Here is a 15,068-nt window from a genome sequence, read left to right as displayed (position 1 = left end):
CGGTGCCTCTGCGGGTGCCGGGCGGCAGCCCGGCCCAAGCCCCCCACCCACGCAGGTAGAATGCGCCCATGGCTCTTTCCCTGCTCAAGTCCCTCAAGCCGGTCGCTGGCCGCGCCCTGCAGATCGCCCTGAACCGCGCGCTGGCGCTGGATCCGGATACCCGCCATGCCCTGGCCAGCCTCGATGGCCGGCACATCGATCTGACCCTGGAAGCGCCGTCGCTGGCGATGCGCATCAGCGTCGACGGCGACCAGCTGCGGGTCGGCCCGGTGGATGCGCAGGAAGCCGACCTGGCCGTGCGCAGCAGCCTGGCCGGCGTACTGGCGCAGCTGCCGCTGCTGGCCAACGCACGGCGCGGCGAGTCCAATAACAAGGGCCGTGTACGCGTGGCCGGTGACGCCGAACTGGCGCGGCGCCTGCAGCAGCTGGCCAAGGGCTTCGATCCTGACTGGCAGCAGCCGTTCGTCAGCGTATTCGGCGAGGTACTGGGCGTGCAGGTCGCCAACACCCTGCGCAGCGCCCTGCAGCACGCGCGCCAGGGTGCGATCGACCTGGCCCACAGCGCCGCCGAATTCATCACCGAGGAATCGCGCGACGTGGTGCCGCGTGCCGAGCTGGATGCCTTCCATGATGATGTGGACGTGCTGCGCGATGACGTCGAGCGTCTTGGCGCGCGCGTGCAGCGCCTGCGGGGTGCCGCATGAAGGCCGTGCTGCGGGCGAGCCGCATCGGCCGGGTGATCCTGCGTTACCGCCTTGACGACCTGCTGCAGGGCACGCCGGCCGAGCGTTGGCTGCGCCTGGCCAAGCCGTTCGTGCCGCGTGCCTCGGCCGACATCGCCGCACAGTCGCGCGGTGCACGCCTGCGCCTGGCGCTGCAGGACCTCGGCCCGATCTTCGTCAAGTTCGGCCAGATCCTGTCCACCCGCCGCGACCTGGTGCCGCCGGACGTGGCCAACGAACTGACCCTGCTGCAGGACCGGGTCAAGCCGTTCGACGGTGACACCGCGCGTCGCATTGTCGAGGAAGCGCTTGGCCTGCCGGTCAGCGAGGCGTTCGCCAGCTTCGATACCGAACCACTGGCCTCGGCTTCGATCGCGCAGGTGCATGCGGCCACGCTGGCCGATGGCCGGCAGGTGGTGGTCAAGGTGCTGCGCCCGGGCATCGAGAAGCAGATCGATGCCGACATCGCCCTGCTCAACTCGCTGGCCGCGCTGGTCGAGCGTACCCATCCGCGTGCCGACAAGATCCGACCGCGCGAAGTGGTGGCCGAAGTCGAGAACACCCTGGCCGCCGAGCTGGACCTGCAGCGCGAAGGCGCCAATGCCAGCGTGCTGCGCCGCTTCTGGGAGAACAGCGACGACCTGTACGTGCCGGAAGTGATCTGGAGCCATACCGCCGAACGCGCGCTGACCCTGGAGCGCGTGTGGGGCATCCCGTCCGACGACATCGCCGCGCTCGACAAGGCGGGCATCGACCGCAAGGCACTGGCTGCCAAGGGCGTGCGGGTCTTCTACACCCAGGTGTTCCGCGACAACTTCTTCCATGCCGATGCGCACGCCGGCAACATCTGGGTCGACACCGATCCGGCCCGCCGCGCCAACCCGCGATTCATCGCGCTGGACTTCGGCATCATGGGCCAGCTGTCGCAGGAGGATCAGTACTACCTGGCCGAGAACTTCATGGCCATCTTCAACCGCGACTACCGCCGCATCGCCGAACTGCATGTGCAGGCGCGCTGGATGCCGGACAACGTGCGCATCGATGATCTGGAAGCGGCTGTGCGTTCGGTGTGCGAGCCGTACTTCACCCGCCCGCTGTCGCAGATCTCGCTGGCCGAAGTGCTGATGAAGCTGTTCCGCGTGGCGCAGCGCTACCAGCTGACCCTGCAGCCGCAGCTGATCCTGCTGCAGAAGACCCTGCTGAACATCGAAGGTGTCGGCCGCCAGCTGGATCCGCAGATCGATATCTGGGCGGTGGCCAAGCCGGTGCTGGCGAAGATCCTGCGCGAGCGCTACAGCCCACGCCGGGTGGTGCGCGAGATCGGCAAGCGGTTGCCGGAAATCATGACCCACGCACCGGACATGCCGCGCCTCGTACACGCCTGGCTGACCCAGCAGGTGGAGGGGCGCCACGAGCTGGCGATGCGCTCGCGCGATCTGGTTGCGCTGGATGCCAGCGTGCAGCGCCTGCAGAAGCGCGCGGTCGGCGCGATCACCGGCGTCGGCCTGCTGGCCATCGCCGCGCTGATGTACGTGCTGCAGCCGCCGGGCTGGTACTGGGGCGACCTGCCGATGTGGAGCTGGGTGTCCGGTGCCGTCGGCGCGCTGGCGCTGGCGCGCGCGTGGTGGAGATAGACCCGGTGCTGCAGACGCTGAAGAACGAACTGATGCACTTCGGTGCTGAAAACGACGCGCATGAAACCGAGCGCGCTCGGCGCATGCTGAACATCACGCCGGATACCGGTGAATTCCTGTCGGTGCTGGTGCGTTTCGGCACCGCACGCCGGGTACTGGAAATCGGCACCTCCAATGGCTACTCCACGCTGTGGCTGGCCGAAGCCGCCGCCGCCATCGACGGCCACGTGACCACGCTGGAAGTCGCCGAGGACAAGGTGGCGATGGCGCGATCCACGTTCGCGCGCAGCGGCTTGGCCGCGCACATCACCCTGGTGCATGGCGATGCCGGGCAGTGGTTGGCAGAGGCCGGCGAAGGCTGCATCGACCTGCTGTTCCTGGATTCGGACCGCGGGCAGTACGCCGGCTGGTGGCCGCAGCTGCGCCGCGTGCTGCGGCCAGGGGGCCTGCTGGTGGTGGACAACGCCACGTCGCACGCGGAAGAGATGAAACCCTTGTGCCTGCTGCTGGATGCCGATCCGGACTTCAGCACCAGCGTGGTGCCGGTGGGCAACGGCGAATTGCTGGCCGTGCGCAACGGCTGACCGCCGCGCCACACACCCGGGGTCAGATCCCTTTTCCGCAGGAAAAGGGATCTGACCCCGATCAGGGCGCCCGTATAATCCCGCGGTGAGTACCGAACCTGACACCCTCGCCGCGGTCGAGACTGAAACCGCGCCCCTGCAGCTGCTGCACCTGGATGAGCGCCTGGCCGTGGTCAACAAGCCTGCCGGGCTGATGGTCCACGACAGCAAGCTGGCCCGTGGCGAAGATGATTTCCTGGCCGACCGCCTGCGTGAGCAGCTGGGGCGGCCGATCTTCCTCGTGCACCGCCTGGACCGGGCCACCAGTGGCTGCCTGCTGCTGGCCTTCGACCGCGAAACTGCAAGTTCGCTGGGCAAGGCACTGATGGGTGGCGAAGTGGCCAAGGACTACCTGACAGTCTGCCGAGGCTGGCCGGCCGAGCTGTCCTGGCGGGTGGACCATGATCTGGACGGCGGGCCGGGCAAGCCGGTGAAGAAGCCGGCGATCACCGATTTCCAGCGCCTGGCCACTGGCGAGCTGTCGGTGCCGGTGGGCGAATTCAGCAGCTCGCGCTACGCGCTGCTGCGCTGCCAGCCGCAGACCGGACGCTTCCGGCAGATCCGCCGTCACCTCAAGCACCTCTCGCATCACATGATCGGCGATACCAGCCACGGCGATGGGCGCCATAACCGCATCTTCCGCATGCAGGGCGTGCACCGCATGCTGCTGCACGCCGAGCGCCTGCGTTTTCCGCATCCGGAGGGCGGCAACGTGGATGTCAGTGCGCCGCTGGACCGCCAGTTCCAGAAGGCACTGGACCTGTTCGGCTGGCAGGTGGACGACGCCTGATGCTGCTGCGGTAAGCCGAGCGTGGGCTCGGCTCTACAGCCAGCGGCCGGGCATGGCCCGGCGCACCCTGCTATTTCTTTTCCGGCTCGTTGACGATCGCTTCCAGGTCTTTCTGCAGGTCCGCAAATAGCGGCTGCATGCGCGCCTGGATGGCCACCATCACGTTCTGCATCAGTGCCGGGGTCTTGTCCAGCAGGCTCTGGCCTGCCGCGCTCTCGTAGAACTCGGCCATCGCCAGCACGTCTTCCTTGCTGAACGTCTTCTTGTACAGGTCCACGTACATCGGCCGCAGCTGCTGCCACGACATGGCCTGGCGCAGGGTCTGGCTGGTCCGCGCCTGGATCCGCTTCAGCTGTTCCTGCTGCTGGGCGGTGAGCTGGCGCTGTGCGGCCACCTGCTGGAACTGCTGCTGCTGCATGGCTTCGATCTGCGGCACCATGGTGTCGATCATGCTCTGCGCGCGCGAGGCCGACAGCAGGCGGTTGATGTCGCCGTCGGTCGGCGGGGCGGCCAGGGCCGGGACGCTGGCCGTGGCCAGTGCCAGCAGCAGGGCGGCGCGGCGCAGCAGGGACGGCAGGGAGGGTGCGAAGCGGGTCATGCGGGCTTCCTGCGGTACATGGGACCGCCAGCATACCTGCAGCCCAGGCGAAGGCGGCGTGTTCGGCGCCTGATCGGCGGCATACGGGGCGCGATGGCGCACTCCACCACGTGGCTGCCGCTACAATGCGCGGATGGGCAGTGGACCGGTCACCATCAGCGCGCAGCTTGAAATCCCCGACGGCGAGATCGTCGAGCGGTTCGTGCGCGCCAGTGGCGCCGGCGGCCAGAACGTCAACAAGGTGTCCACTGCGGTGGAACTGCGTTTCGACGTGGCCAACTCGCCCTCGTTGCCCGAACCGTTGCGCGCGCGGCTGTTGGCGCGGCGTGACCGGCGCATGACCGGCGAAGGCGTGCTGGTCATCGACGCGCAACGTTTCCGCACCCAGGATCGCAATCGCGAGGATGCGCGCGAGCGGCTGGCGGCCTTCATCCAGGCCGGGCTGAGCGTGCCCAAACCGCGCAAGGCCACCAAGCCGACCCTCGGGTCGAAACTGCGTCGTCTGGACGCCAAACGCGGGCGCGCGCAGATCAAGCGCGGGCGCTCATCACGTGACTGGGAGTGATTGCTTGAACAACCCGACTTCGTTGCTGCCGGCCGTGCCGCCGCAGATGCCGCAGGTCAAACCCAACGCCTTCCTGCGCTGGCTGGCGCGCTGCACCCTGCGCATGGGGGGCTGGAAGGTGACCGGCACCCTGCCTGACATCCCCAGGCTGGTCTTCATCATCGCCCCGCATTCGTCCAACTGGGACGGGCTGTGGGGCATGGCGGCGAAGATCGCGCTGGGCATGAAGGTGAAGGTGCTGGGCAAGGCGTCGCTGTTCTGGTGGCCGCTGGGCCCGTTGCTGCACCGGCTGGGCGTGATTCCGCTCGATCGCAGCTCGCCACAGGGCACGGTGGGCCAGGCGGTGGACCTGCTGCGCAACAACGAGAAGATGTGGTTCGCCATCACCCCCGAGGGCACCCGCAAGGCGGTGAAGGACTGGAAGGCCGGCTTCCTGAAGATCGCCCGGATGGCCGACGTGCCGATCCTGACTGCGTATTTCCACTATCCGGAAAAGACCATCGGCATCGGTCCGTTGTTCACCCCGAGCGGCGACGATGTGGCCGACATGGCTGCCATCCGCGAGTTCTACCGGCCCTGGATCGGCAAGACCCGCGGCACGGTCTGAGCCGGCCGCAGGACGCCGCATAGACGCCACGTCCGGCACATGCCGGGCGAGCGCGACAGGAGTAGGGTGGAGGGCTGGTATCCATACCGTCTGCCCAAGGAGCGTTTTTACATGTCGCGTACCGTAGTCCTGGCCGCCGCCATCAGCCTGGCGCTGGCGGCCTGTTCCGGCAAGGAGTCCACCCCCGTGTCCGATGCCCAGAAGACCCCGGCCCAGCAGCCGGCCGAAGCCTCCACCAATCCGCTGCTGAGTGCCAGCACGCTGCCGTTCCAGGCCCCGCCGTTCGACAAGATCAAGGACAGCGACTACCTGCCGGCGTTCGAAGAAGGCATGCGCCAGCACCTGGCCGACGTGCGCAAGATCGCCGACAGCAGCGAGCCGGCCACCTTCGACAACACCATCGTGGCGATGGAGCGCAGCGGCGAGACCCTGACCCGCGTGTCGCGCATCTTCTTCGGCCTGGTCCAGGCCGACACCAACGATGCGCGCCAGAAGATCCAGGAAGAAGTGGCGCCGAAGCTGGCCGCGCACCAGGATGAGATCAACCTCGATCCGAAGCTGTTCGCGCGCGTGAAGTCGCTGTACGACCAGCGTGACACGCTGGAGCTGGACCCGGTTCAGAAGCGCCTGGTCGAGCACTATTACGATGGCCTGGTGCGCGCCGGTGCGCAGCTGTCCGACGCTGACAAGGCGACCCTGCGCAAGCTCAACGTGGAAGAGACCACGCTCTCCACCCAGTTCCACACCCGCCTGGTGGCCGCGACCGCCGCTGCGGCTGTTGTCGTTGACGACAAGGCCAAGCTGGCCGGCCTGGACGAGGGCGCGATCAACAATGCTGCGGCCGCCGCCAAGGACCGCAAGCTGGATGGCAAATTCCTGCTGCCGCTGCAGAACACCACCCAGCAGCCGGTGCTCGGCTCGCTGAGCGATCGCGACCAGCGTGCCGCCGTGCTGAAGGCCTCTGAAACCCGCGCCGAGCGCGGTGATGCCAACGACACCCGGGAGACCGTGCAGCGCCTGGCCCAGCTGCGTGCGCAGAAGGCCAAGCTGCTCGGCTTCGACACCTTCGCCGACTACCAGCTGGGCGACCAGATGGCCAAGACTCCGGCGGCCGCGCTCAAGCTGCTGACCGACACCGTGCCGGCCGCCACCGCCAAGGCGCGCGCCGAGGCCGGTGAGATCCAGAAGGTCATCGACGCGCAGAAGGGCGGATTCCAGGTCGCCGCTTCGGACTGGGACTTCTACGCCGAGCAGGTGCGCAAGGCCAAGTACGATCTGGACGAGTCGCAGATCAAGCCGTACTTCGAACTGGACAACGTGCTGCAGAACGGCGTCTTCTACGCCGCCACCCAGCTGTACGGCATCACCTTCAAGCCGCGCACCGACATTCCGACCTACAACCCGGACATGAAGGTGTACGAAGTGTTCGACAAGGACGGCACCTCGCTGGCGCTGTTCTACACCGACTACTTCAAGCGTGACAGCAAGTCCGGTGGCGCCTGGATGGACGTGTTCGTCGAACAGGACGGCCTGACCGGTGCCAAGCCGGTGGTCTACAACGTCTGCAACTTCACCAAGCCAGCTGCCGGCCAGCCGGCGCTGATCAGCTTCGACGACGTCACCACGATGTTCCATGAGTTCGGCCATGCGCTGCACGGCATGTTCTCGAACGTGAAGTACCCGTCGATCGCCGGCACCGCCACCTCGCGTGACTTCGTCGAGTTCCCGTCGCAGTTCAACGAGCACTGGGCACTGGACCCGAAGGTGTTCGCCAACTACGCCAAGCACTACAAGACCGGCGAGGCGATGCCGCAGGAACTGGTCGACAAGATTCTCAAGGCGCGCAGCTTCAACCAGGGCTATGCGACCACCGAGTACCTGTCGGCCGCGCTGCTCGACCTGGCTTGGCACACGCAGAAGGCCGATGCGCCGCTGCAGGATGTCGGTGCCTTTGAAGCCAGCGCGCTGAAGAAGTTCAAGGTCGACCTGCCGCAGGTGCCGCCGCGTTACCGCACCACCTACTTCGACCACATCTGGGGTGGTGGTTACTCGGCCGGTTACTACGCCTACTTCTGGGCCGAAGTGCTGGACCATGACGCCTACCAGTGGTTCACCGAACACGGTGGCCTGACGGCGGCCAACGGCCAGGAGTTCCGCGACAAGATCCTCTCGCGCGGCAACAGCGTGGAGCTGTCGACCCTGTACCGCGATTTCCGCGGCAAGGACCCGTCGGTGGAACCGCTGCTGAAGTTCCGCGGGCTGAAGTAAGAAACAGAAAGCGGCGGGGGCAACCCCGCCGTTTTTCTTTGTGTAGAGTCGAGCCCATGCTCGGCTGGCTTTTTCTGGAGACGCAGCCGAGCATGGGCTCGGCTCTACACAAGCGGATCACGTCCCCACGTGCACCCGGTTGGCCTGCTCGGCCAGGCCCAGGTGATCGAGCGCGATATCCAGCGCCAGCACATAACTCTGCGCGCCATACCCAGCAGCAATGCCCAGGCGCTGGCCGACACCGGCCGGCAGGCACGGTTCGGCCACTGCGCCGTCGTCATGCACCTCTACATACGCGTTGTGCAGATAGGGCAGCAGCCGCTGCAGGCGCAGACTGTTGGCACACGCACCCGGATCGAGCAGCGTCACCTCGCCACGGCTGTGGTCGGCCACGCGCAGCGCATCGAGCAGTTCCTGTTCCGAACCGCAGGCGCGGATCGCCACGCTGGTGCCGGCGTCGATCGCGCGATGCACCAGCGACTTCAGGACCGGTGCCGGCAGCGGCATCGCGGTGCGGATCAGGGCGCCGGCCGCTTCCGGGCCGCGGATGATGAAGATCGACATGACTCAGCTCTCCTGCGCCAGGCGGCGGCCGACAATGGCCAGCGACAACGGGTAACCGGCCTGCTGGCTGCGCTGGTCGACCACCACGGCGGCGGGGCCGTGCTGCAGGCGCAGGCGTGCATCCAGACCAGGTTCGCTGGGCGCCTGCAACTCGATGTACTGCGCCGGTAGCCGTTCCAGCGCCGCCTGCAGCGCGCCACCTTCGGCCTGCCATTGCGCCTCGTCGGCGGCACCGACATCCAGCAGTACCCAGTCGGCCGAGCGCGCCTGCGGTTGGCAGAGGCACTGGCGTACCTCGGACAGGCTGGCACAGTCACTGCAGAGCACGCGATGGCCGGCCAGCTGTGCCGGCAGTTGGGGACGCGGTGCCGACGAAGAGGCGTGGCGGATCACCAGGAGGGTCATACAACACCTTGCGGAATGCGCCGTGTGGCGCGGTGGGCACACGATGCGCGTGCTGCCCGTAAAGGTGCGATGCCGGCGGCCGGACCGGGGCGTAAAACCTGCGTAACCCTTCATGTAGAGCCGAGCCTACGCTCGGCTGCTCTGCGCCCCAGTCGGGCAACCTCGACCCTACAAAGAACAAGCCGAGCGTAGGCTCGGCTCTACAGGAGCGCGGCGCGGGAACCTCTTGCGCCCGGATGTGGTCTGATGCAGCCACCACCCAACCGGAGCCTGTCATGGATGCTGTTGCCCGCCCCCCCTTTTCCCAACGCGCCGTGGCCTGGCTGAAGAAGGAGGCATTGCCGCTGCTGGTGATGCTCGGCCTGCTCGCCGCCGCCCGCGATACCCTGGCCAACCATTACGTGGTGCCGAGTGGTTCGATGCAGCCGACCCTGCAGCCCGGCGACCGGGTGGTGGTGGACATGCGCGCCTACGGTCTGCGTCTGCCGTTCACCAACACGGAACTGATGGCGACCGGCACCCCGCAGCGTGGCGAGGTGGCGGTCTTCGACTCACCGGCCGACGGCACCCGCCTGATCAAGCGCGTCGCGGCGGTGGCCGGTGACCATGTGCAGATGCGCGAGGGCCATCTGAGCATCAACGGGCAGCCGCTGCAGATGGCCGACCTGCAGGACGTGGAAGCCTTCGGCGAGCGACGCGCCCGCCTTGATCTGGACATGGGCGGCGGTCCGGACATCGCCGACCTGGTGGTGCCGGCCGGCAAGGTGCTGGTGCTGGGTGACCACCGCGGCAACAGCTTCGATGGCCGCTTCTTCGGCTTCGTCGACGCCGACAAGCTCTACGGCCGCGCGGTGGCGGTGTACTACCGCCGGGGCGACGGCTTCGAGTGGCAGCGCCTGTAAGCTGAATTGATACTTCTCGTATATCAATCATGACCTATCAGGTTATGGATCGACTGGATAGACGGGCCTAGTCTGAGGCCCGTTCCCTCCCACGCTTGGCCGCCCCTACCGGCCCATCGATCCCATGACTGGCGAAACCGCGGCGGCCATCGAACGCCGCCCCCCCACTGTCGATCCCAGCGCCGAGACCCGCATTCAGCAGGGCACACCGGCCTTTCGTCGCACCGCGCTGGCGCTGTTCCTGGCCGGCTTTTCCACCTTCGGCCTGCTGTACACGGTGCAGCCGCTGCTGCCTGAGTTCAGCCGTCACTTCGGCGTGTCCGCCGCCGGCAGCGCGATGTCGTTGTCGCTGACCACCGGCACGCTGGCGGTGGCAATGCTGTTGGCCGGCCTGCTGTCCGACGCGGTCGGCCGCCGCCCGTTGATGATCGTCGCGTTGCTGGCCTCGGCCATGCTGTCGCTGAGCTCGGCGCTGGTCGATGACTGGACCACGCTGCTGGTATTGCGCACGCTGCTCGGCCTGGCGCTGAGCGGCGTGCCGGCGGTGGCGATGACCTACCTGGTCGAGGAAATGGACAGCCGCGCGCTGGGACTGGCGATGGGCTTGTACATCGGCGGCAACGCCATCGGTGGCATGAGCGGACGCCTGCTGGCCGGCATCATCGCCGACCACTGGGGCTGGCGCTGGGGTATCGGCGTGGTCTCGATCATCGCGGTGGCCAGTACCGTGCTGCTGTGGCTTCAGCTGCCGCCGTCGCGCCACTTCCATCCCCGTCGTGACGGCCTGCGCCGGTTGCCGTCGCGCTGGCGCCTGCTGTTCGCCGACCCGGGCCTGCCGTGGCTGTTCGCCACCTCGTTCGTGCTGATGGGCGTGTTCGTCACCCTCTACAACTACCTGGGCTACCACCTGCTGGCGCCACCGTACCACCTCAGCCAGACCGTGGTCGGCCTGATCTTCAGCGTCTATCTGGTGGGCACCTTCAGTTCGGCGTGGATGGGCCAGCAGGCAACGCGCTACGGGCGCGGCCGCATCCTGTCGATCTCGTTCGCGTTGATCGGCGCCGGCATCGCACTGCTGGCAATGCCGTGGCTGAGTGCGATGGCACTGGGTATCGCGCTGGTCACGTTCGGCTTCTTCGGCGGCCACTCGGTGGCCAGCAGCTGGGTTGGCAGCCGCGCCGGTACGATGCGCGCCGAAGCCTCGGCGATGTATCTGTTTGCCTATTACCTGGGTTCGAGTGTGCTTGGTGGTTTAGGCGGCCTGGCTTATGCGGCGTGGGACTGGCTGGGTGTGTGCCTGTTCGCCGCCGTGCTGACCCTGATCGGCGGTGGCATTGTCTGGGCGCTGCAGCAGCGCGCCCCGCAGCCGGTGACGGCGTGAACCAACGTGTACGGTAGTGCCGGCCGCTGGCCGGCATGCCGGCCCCTGTGGGGTTGCCGGCCAGCGGCCGGCACTACCCGGGTGGAGTGCACGCCTACCCCTCGGCGAACGCTCCGCGCAGCAGCGTGGCGAAATTGCGGATCAGCGGCGTTACCCGTTCGCGGTGCCAGGCCAGCTGCACTTCCGAATGCGCGCCAGCATCGGCCAGTGCCACGAAGCGCGATCCTTCCACGCGTATGTGATCGCATGAAGACGGCAGGATCGCCGCACCCAGGCCCGCAGCGGCCAGGCTGATCAAGGTCGATGCTTCACCGGCTTCCTGCACGATGCGCGGCGTGAAGCCCGCCGCTGCGCACAACGCGATCATGTGGTCGTGGATGCCCGCGCCGGCGCTGCGGCGGAACGCTACGAACGGCTCCTGCGCGAAGTCGCGCAGCGACAGCGTGCCCTGCTTCGACAGCCTGCGCAGGGCAGGGTGGTCGGCGTGCACGATCAGCGCCAGCGGGTCGACGAACAGGCTGTGCGCCACCAGTTCCGGCGGCAGCGCGCGCTTGCGGATGATGCCCACGTCCAGTGAACCGTCGAGCAGCGCGTCAATCTGCTGCAGCGTGTTCATCTCGCTCAGCTGCAGCCGCACCTGCGGGTACTGCTGACGGTAGCGCAGGATCGAACGCGGAATCTGCGGTGACAGTGGCGTGGCGCGAGTCAGACCGATATGCAGTTCACCCTGCTCACCACGCTGTGCACGCTGTACCTCGTCCACGGCCGTTTCCACCTGCTGCACGATGGCGCGTGCACGTTCCTGCAGCAGCTCGCCCGCAGGCGTCAGCTGCACGCGGCGATGGCTGCGCACGAACAGGCGCGCGCCAATCAGTTCTTCCAGCTGGCGGATCTGCTGGCTGAGCGGCGGCTGTGACATGCCCAGCCGCTCCGCCGCCTGGCCGAAGTGCAGCGTATCGGCGACAGCGAGGAAGTAGCGCAGGTGGCGCAGTTCAATGGACATGGGGCCAGTTTATTCATCGTCAGCCGGAAATGAATCAGAGATGGGATCCGATCCCGTGCCGACCAACGGTCGGCACCCACCAACAGCAGCTGGCACCAACAGCAGCGACCAACTGTCGAAGGCGGGGTGGGTCCGGTTGCGGGGGTCACTTCAGGACGGGTTTACGGCGTCCCCCGCAACCGGACTCACCCCGCCATCCCACGGATAGCCGGCTTTTGCTGTTGCTTCGGCTTCGGCGGGTGCAGGGCGCAGCCCTGCCGAACACCCCTCACCGCTCCGAATGCCCGCTCTGATCGTAATCGCGCGGGCTGAACAACTCCGGCTGGATCAGCTCGATGAACGCCCGCGCCTGCGCCGACAACGCCTTGCCCCGGCGCACGATCACCCCGTAGCTGCGCTCGGGGAACCAGCGCTTCATCGATCGCGCCGCCAGCCGCTCGTGGTCGGCCTCGTTCAGGCACAGCGCCGGCACGATGGAAATGCCCATGCCCATCGCCACGTACTGCTTGATCACTTCCCAGCCCCCCACCTCCAGCGCCACGGTGTAGGCGATGCGGTGGCGCTGGAACACCTGGTCCACCAGCCGGTAGGTGATCTGCCGCTTCGGCGGCAGCACCAGCGGATAGCGCGCAATATCGGCCAGCTCCAGCTCGCCGCCCTTGGCCAGCGGATGATCGTGCGGTGCGATCAGCACCTGCTCGAAGCGGTAGGCCGGGGCGTAGGTCAGGTCGGCCGGCACATCGGTCATCGAACCGATCGCCAGGTCGGCGGCATCCTCGCGCAGCAGGTCGGTGCCGTCGGCGCTGATCGCGTTGTGCAGGGTCAGGCGCACGTCCGGATGGTGCAGGCGGAAGCGTTCGACGATCTTCGGCAGCAGGTACAGGATGGTCGAACTGTTGGCGGCGATGTTGAGCTCGCCCGCGTCCAGGCCGCGCACCTTGTCGCGGAAGCGCGCCTCCAGCCCGTCCAGGTTCTCCACCAGCGGCTGTGCCATCTCGTACAGCAGCTGGCCCTCGCGGCTGGGCACCAGGCGCCGCCCGCTGCGCTCGAACAATGGCACCCCCAGCTCCCGTTCCAACGCCTGCAACTGCAGGCTGATGGCCGGCTGGCTGACGAAAAGTGCCTCAGCCGCCCGTGAGACCGAGCCCAGGCGCACGGTCTGGCAGAACGCGCGCAGCGGCTTCAGCCGGTCGGATTTGTAGGAAAAACGCGGACTTGGCGCGGTGCGTGTGCTCATCGTGTAACGAGTATTAGCACAACTTATGTAAAACATTGCAAAAACTGTTTTGCCAAATACTGAGGCCCGGCGGCACCGTGGAGACGTTCCCCCACCGCTGGAGTCGCCTCATGTCCGCCGTCGCTTCCGCCGTTCCCACCCCCGCCACCAAGGCCACCCCCGGCATCGCCCTGGCGACCCGCGTGGCCGGCCAGGACACCGTGCTGCCGGCGCCGCTGCTGGCCCTGCTGGTGTCGCTGCACCGCGCGGTGGAACCGGGCCGGCAGGCGAGGCTGCAGGCCCGCCGTGAACGCCAGGCGTTCTTCGACCAGGGCGGCCTGCCGGACTTCCGTGAAGACACCACTGCGATCCGCAGCGGCGACTGGCGCGTTGCGCCGCTGCCGGCCGCGCTGCAGGACCGCCGCGTCGAGATCACCGGCCCGACCGACCCGAAGATGGTCATCAACGCGCTGAACTCCGGCGCCAAGGTGTTCATGGCCGACTTCGAGGATTCGACCTCGCCGACCTGGCGCAACCTGCTGGCCGGACAGCAGTCGCTGGCCGCCGCGGTGCGTGGCGACTTGGAATACACCGCCCCCAATGGCAAGCACTACACGCTGCGCCCGTACGACGAGCAGGCGGTGCTGATCGTGCGCCCGCGTGGCTGGCACCTGGACGAGAAGCACGTGCGCATCGACGGCCAGTTCCTCGCCGGTGGCCTGTTCGACGCAGCGGTGTTCGCCTTCCACAACGCCCGCACCCTGCAGGCGAAGGATCGTGGCCCGTACTTCTACCTGCCCAAGCTGCAGAGCATGGAAGAGGCGGCGCTGTGGGAAACCGCGCTGTCGCACATCGAAGGGATGCTCGGCCTGCCGCACGGCCAGATCAAGGTGACCGTGCTGATCGAAACGCTGCCGGCGGTGTTCGAGATGGACGAGATCCTGCACGCACTGCGTGACCGCATCGTCGGCCTGAACTGCGGGCGCTGGGATTACATCTTCTCGTACCTGAAGACCTTCCGCCGCCACGCCGACCGCGTGCTGCCCGAACGCGGTCAGGTGACCATGACCCAGCCATTCCTGAAGGCGTATTCGGAACTGCTGATCCAGACCTGCCACCGCCGCGGTGCGCATGCGATGGGCGGCATGGCCGCGCAGATCCCGATCAACAACGATGCCGCTGCCAACGAGCAGGCGATGGCCCGCGTGCGCGCCGACAAGCTGCGTGAAGTCAGCGCCGGCCACGACGGCACCTGGGTCGCGCACCCGGCGCTGATTCCGGTGGCGATGGCGATCTTCGACGAGCACATGCCCGGTGCGAACCAGCACAGCGTGCTGCGCCAGGATGTGCGCGTCGGCCGCGACGAACTGATCGCGCGGCCGCCGGGCACCATCACCCGCGCCGGTTTCGAAGGCAACGTGGAAGTCTGCGTGCGCTACCTGGCCGCCTGGCTGGATGGCAACGGCTGTGTGCCGATCCATCACCTGATGGAGGACGCGGCCACCGCCGAGATCAGCCGCAGCCAACTGTGGCAGTGGCTGCATACGCCGGGCCAGCAGCTGGACGATGGCACCGCGATCGACCTGGCCCTGCTGGATTCCACCCTGGCGCAGCTGCCAGCACGGCTGGGCGATACCGCCGCGCTGCCCGGTGGCGCGCGCATCAGCGAGGCCATCGCCCTGCTCGGCGAACTGAGCCGCAGCGACGAACTGACCGATTTCCTGACCCTGCCGGCTTACGCGCGCATCGATTGACCGACTGCCCGCAAACCCGCCGTTTCCCTCCCCGCT

At 67.4% G+C, this 15,068-nt stretch carries 15 protein-coding genes; 10 read left to right on the top strand and 5 right to left on the bottom strand.

What is annotated here, in order from left to right:
• Positions 1–68 precede the first annotated feature (68 nt).
• The 4 genes from AC5P5V_RS04925 (at position 69) to AC5P5V_RS04910 (ending at position 3,769) form a co-directional block, all read left to right on the top strand.
• Positions 69–704, top strand: a complete 636-nt coding sequence (locus AC5P5V_RS04925) for a ubiquinone biosynthesis accessory factor UbiJ (RefSeq protein ID WP_005420772.1) — start codon at positions 69–71, stop codon at positions 702–704.
• Positions 701–2,356, top strand: a complete 1,656-nt coding sequence (ubiB, locus tag AC5P5V_RS04920) for a ubiquinone biosynthesis regulatory protein kinase UbiB (protein WP_061479344.1) — start codon at positions 701–703, stop codon at positions 2,354–2,356. Before AC5P5V_RS04925 ends, ubiB begins: the two co-directional genes overlap by 4 nt.
• A gap of 32 nt (positions 2,357–2,388) precedes the next feature.
• Complete coding sequence (locus AC5P5V_RS04915; protein WP_061479392.1) at positions 2,389–2,940, top strand: O-methyltransferase; 552 nt, start codon at positions 2,389–2,391, stop codon at positions 2,938–2,940.
• Positions 2,941–3,025: 85 nt separating this feature from the next.
• Complete coding sequence (locus AC5P5V_RS04910; protein WP_082783368.1) at positions 3,026–3,769, top strand: pseudouridine synthase; 744 nt, start codon at positions 3,026–3,028, stop codon at positions 3,767–3,769.
• 70 nt (positions 3,770–3,839) lie between these two features.
• Here the strand turns inward: AC5P5V_RS04910 and AC5P5V_RS04905 are convergent, their stop codons facing one another.
• Positions 3,840–4,367 (bottom strand): DUF2059 domain-containing protein, encoded by a 528-nt coding sequence (locus AC5P5V_RS04905; RefSeq protein ID WP_134968812.1) that lies wholly within the window; start codon positions 4,365–4,367, stop codon positions 3,840–3,842.
• 133 nt (positions 4,368–4,500) lie between these two features.
• Here AC5P5V_RS04905 and arfB point away from each other — a divergent pair, with 133 nt between their 5' ends.
• The 3 genes from arfB (at position 4,501) to dcp (ending at position 7,807) form a co-directional block, all read left to right on the top strand.
• Positions 4,501–4,932, top strand: a complete 432-nt coding sequence (gene arfB / locus AC5P5V_RS04900) for an alternative ribosome rescue aminoacyl-tRNA hydrolase ArfB (protein ID WP_005420755.1) — start codon at positions 4,501–4,503, stop codon at positions 4,930–4,932.
• Between the two features lie 4 nt (positions 4,933–4,936).
• A complete protein-coding gene (locus AC5P5V_RS04895; RefSeq protein ID WP_049413619.1) occupies positions 4,937–5,539 on the top strand; it encodes a lysophospholipid acyltransferase family protein in 603 nt (200 codons plus the stop codon).
• Between the two features lie 111 nt (positions 5,540–5,650).
• The gene (dcp, locus tag AC5P5V_RS04890) at positions 5,651–7,807 is read left to right on the top strand and encodes a peptidyl-dipeptidase Dcp (RefSeq protein ID WP_134968811.1); all 2,157 of its coding nucleotides are present in this window, start codon (positions 5,651–5,653) and stop codon (positions 7,805–7,807) included.
• 117 nt (positions 7,808–7,924) lie between these two features.
• Here dcp and AC5P5V_RS04885 read toward each other — a convergent pair whose 3' ends face one another.
• Both AC5P5V_RS04885 and AC5P5V_RS04880 read right to left on the bottom strand, forming a co-directional pair.
• Positions 7,925–8,371 (bottom strand): 3-dehydroquinate dehydratase, encoded by a 447-nt coding sequence (locus tag AC5P5V_RS04885; RefSeq protein ID WP_004153636.1) that lies wholly within the window; start codon positions 8,369–8,371, stop codon positions 7,925–7,927.
• Between the two features lie 3 nt (positions 8,372–8,374).
• Positions 8,375–8,776 (bottom strand): hypothetical protein, encoded by a 402-nt coding sequence (locus AC5P5V_RS04880; protein WP_061480257.1) that lies wholly within the window; start codon positions 8,774–8,776, stop codon positions 8,375–8,377.
• Between the two features lie 275 nt (positions 8,777–9,051).
• Here AC5P5V_RS04880 and lepB point away from each other — a divergent pair, with 275 nt between their 5' ends.
• Together lepB and AC5P5V_RS04870 are read left to right on the top strand one after the other, a co-directional pair.
• Positions 9,052–9,678 carry a signal peptidase I gene (gene lepB / locus AC5P5V_RS04875; protein WP_005420745.1) on the top strand — a complete coding sequence of 209 codons (627 nt, stop codon included), beginning with the start codon at positions 9,052–9,054 and terminating at the stop codon, positions 9,676–9,678.
• Between the two features lie 124 nt (positions 9,679–9,802).
• On the top strand, positions 9,803–11,059 hold the full coding sequence (locus tag AC5P5V_RS04870) for an MFS transporter (RefSeq protein ID WP_061480258.1): 1,257 nt from the start codon (positions 9,803–9,805) through the stop codon (positions 11,057–11,059).
• Positions 11,060–11,153: 94 nt separating this feature from the next.
• Here the strand turns inward: AC5P5V_RS04870 and AC5P5V_RS04865 are convergent, their stop codons facing one another.
• Positions 11,154–12,062 carry a LysR family transcriptional regulator gene (locus AC5P5V_RS04865; RefSeq protein WP_061480259.1) on the bottom strand — a complete coding sequence of 303 codons (909 nt, stop codon included), beginning with the start codon at positions 12,060–12,062 and terminating at the stop codon, positions 11,154–11,156.
• 268 nt (positions 12,063–12,330) lie between these two features.
• Positions 12,331–13,299 (bottom strand): LysR family transcriptional regulator, encoded by a 969-nt coding sequence (locus AC5P5V_RS04860; RefSeq protein ID WP_061480260.1) that lies wholly within the window; start codon positions 13,297–13,299, stop codon positions 12,331–12,333.
• A gap of 110 nt (positions 13,300–13,409) precedes the next feature.
• On the opposite strand from AC5P5V_RS04860, the gene aceB reads away from it, so the two are divergent.
• Entirely contained in the window at positions 13,410–15,032 is a 1,623-nt protein-coding gene (gene aceB, locus AC5P5V_RS04855; protein WP_231352463.1) for a malate synthase A, read from the top strand.
• Positions 15,033–15,068: the final 36 nt, after the last annotated feature.

The sequence above is a fragment of the Stenotrophomonas sp. YJH_SMC_130 genome, from assembly GCF_059369035.1.
Note: the sequence above shows the minus strand (reverse complement) of the source record. Positions and strands in the feature narration are given on the sequence as shown.

What these genes read in the sequence shown, in the direction of transcription:
- AC5P5V_RS04860 (WP_061480260.1), bottom strand. Translation starts at nt 13,299, where the DNA reads ATGAGCACACGCACCGCGCCAAGTCCGCGTTTTTCCTACAAATCCGAC.
- AC5P5V_RS04865 (WP_061480259.1), bottom strand. Translation starts at nt 12,062, where the DNA reads ATGTCCATTGAACTGCGCCACCTGCGCTACTTCCTCGCTGTCGCCGAT.
- lepB (WP_005420745.1), top strand. Translation starts at nt 9,052, where the DNA reads ATGGATGCTGTTGCCCGCCCCCCCTTTTCCCAACGCGCCGTGGCCTGG.
- AC5P5V_RS04915 (WP_061479392.1), top strand. Translation starts at nt 2,389, where the DNA reads ATGCACTTCGGTGCTGAAAACGACGCGCATGAAACCGAGCGCGCTCGG.
- AC5P5V_RS04925 (WP_005420772.1), top strand. Translation starts at nt 69, where the DNA reads ATGGCTCTTTCCCTGCTCAAGTCCCTCAAGCCGGTCGCTGGCCGCGCC.
- AC5P5V_RS04885 (WP_004153636.1), bottom strand. Translation starts at nt 8,371, where the DNA reads ATGTCGATCTTCATCATCCGCGGCCCGGAAGCGGCCGGCGCCCTGATC.
- AC5P5V_RS04880 (WP_061480257.1), bottom strand. Translation starts at nt 8,776, where the DNA reads ATGACCCTCCTGGTGATCCGCCACGCCTCTTCGTCGGCACCGCGTCCC.
- AC5P5V_RS04905 (WP_134968812.1), bottom strand. Translation starts at nt 4,367, where the DNA reads ATGACCCGCTTCGCACCCTCCCTGCCGTCCCTGCTGCGCCGCGCCGCC.
- arfB (WP_005420755.1), top strand. Translation starts at nt 4,501, where the DNA reads ATGGGCAGTGGACCGGTCACCATCAGCGCGCAGCTTGAAATCCCCGAC.
- aceB (WP_231352463.1), top strand. Translation starts at nt 13,410, where the DNA reads ATGTCCGCCGTCGCTTCCGCCGTTCCCACCCCCGCCACCAAGGCCACC.
- AC5P5V_RS04870 (WP_061480258.1), top strand. Translation starts at nt 9,803, where the DNA reads ATGACTGGCGAAACCGCGGCGGCCATCGAACGCCGCCCCCCCACTGTC.
- ubiB (WP_061479344.1), top strand. Translation starts at nt 701, where the DNA reads ATGAAGGCCGTGCTGCGGGCGAGCCGCATCGGCCGGGTGATCCTGCGT.
- dcp (WP_134968811.1), top strand. Translation starts at nt 5,651, where the DNA reads ATGTCGCGTACCGTAGTCCTGGCCGCCGCCATCAGCCTGGCGCTGGCG.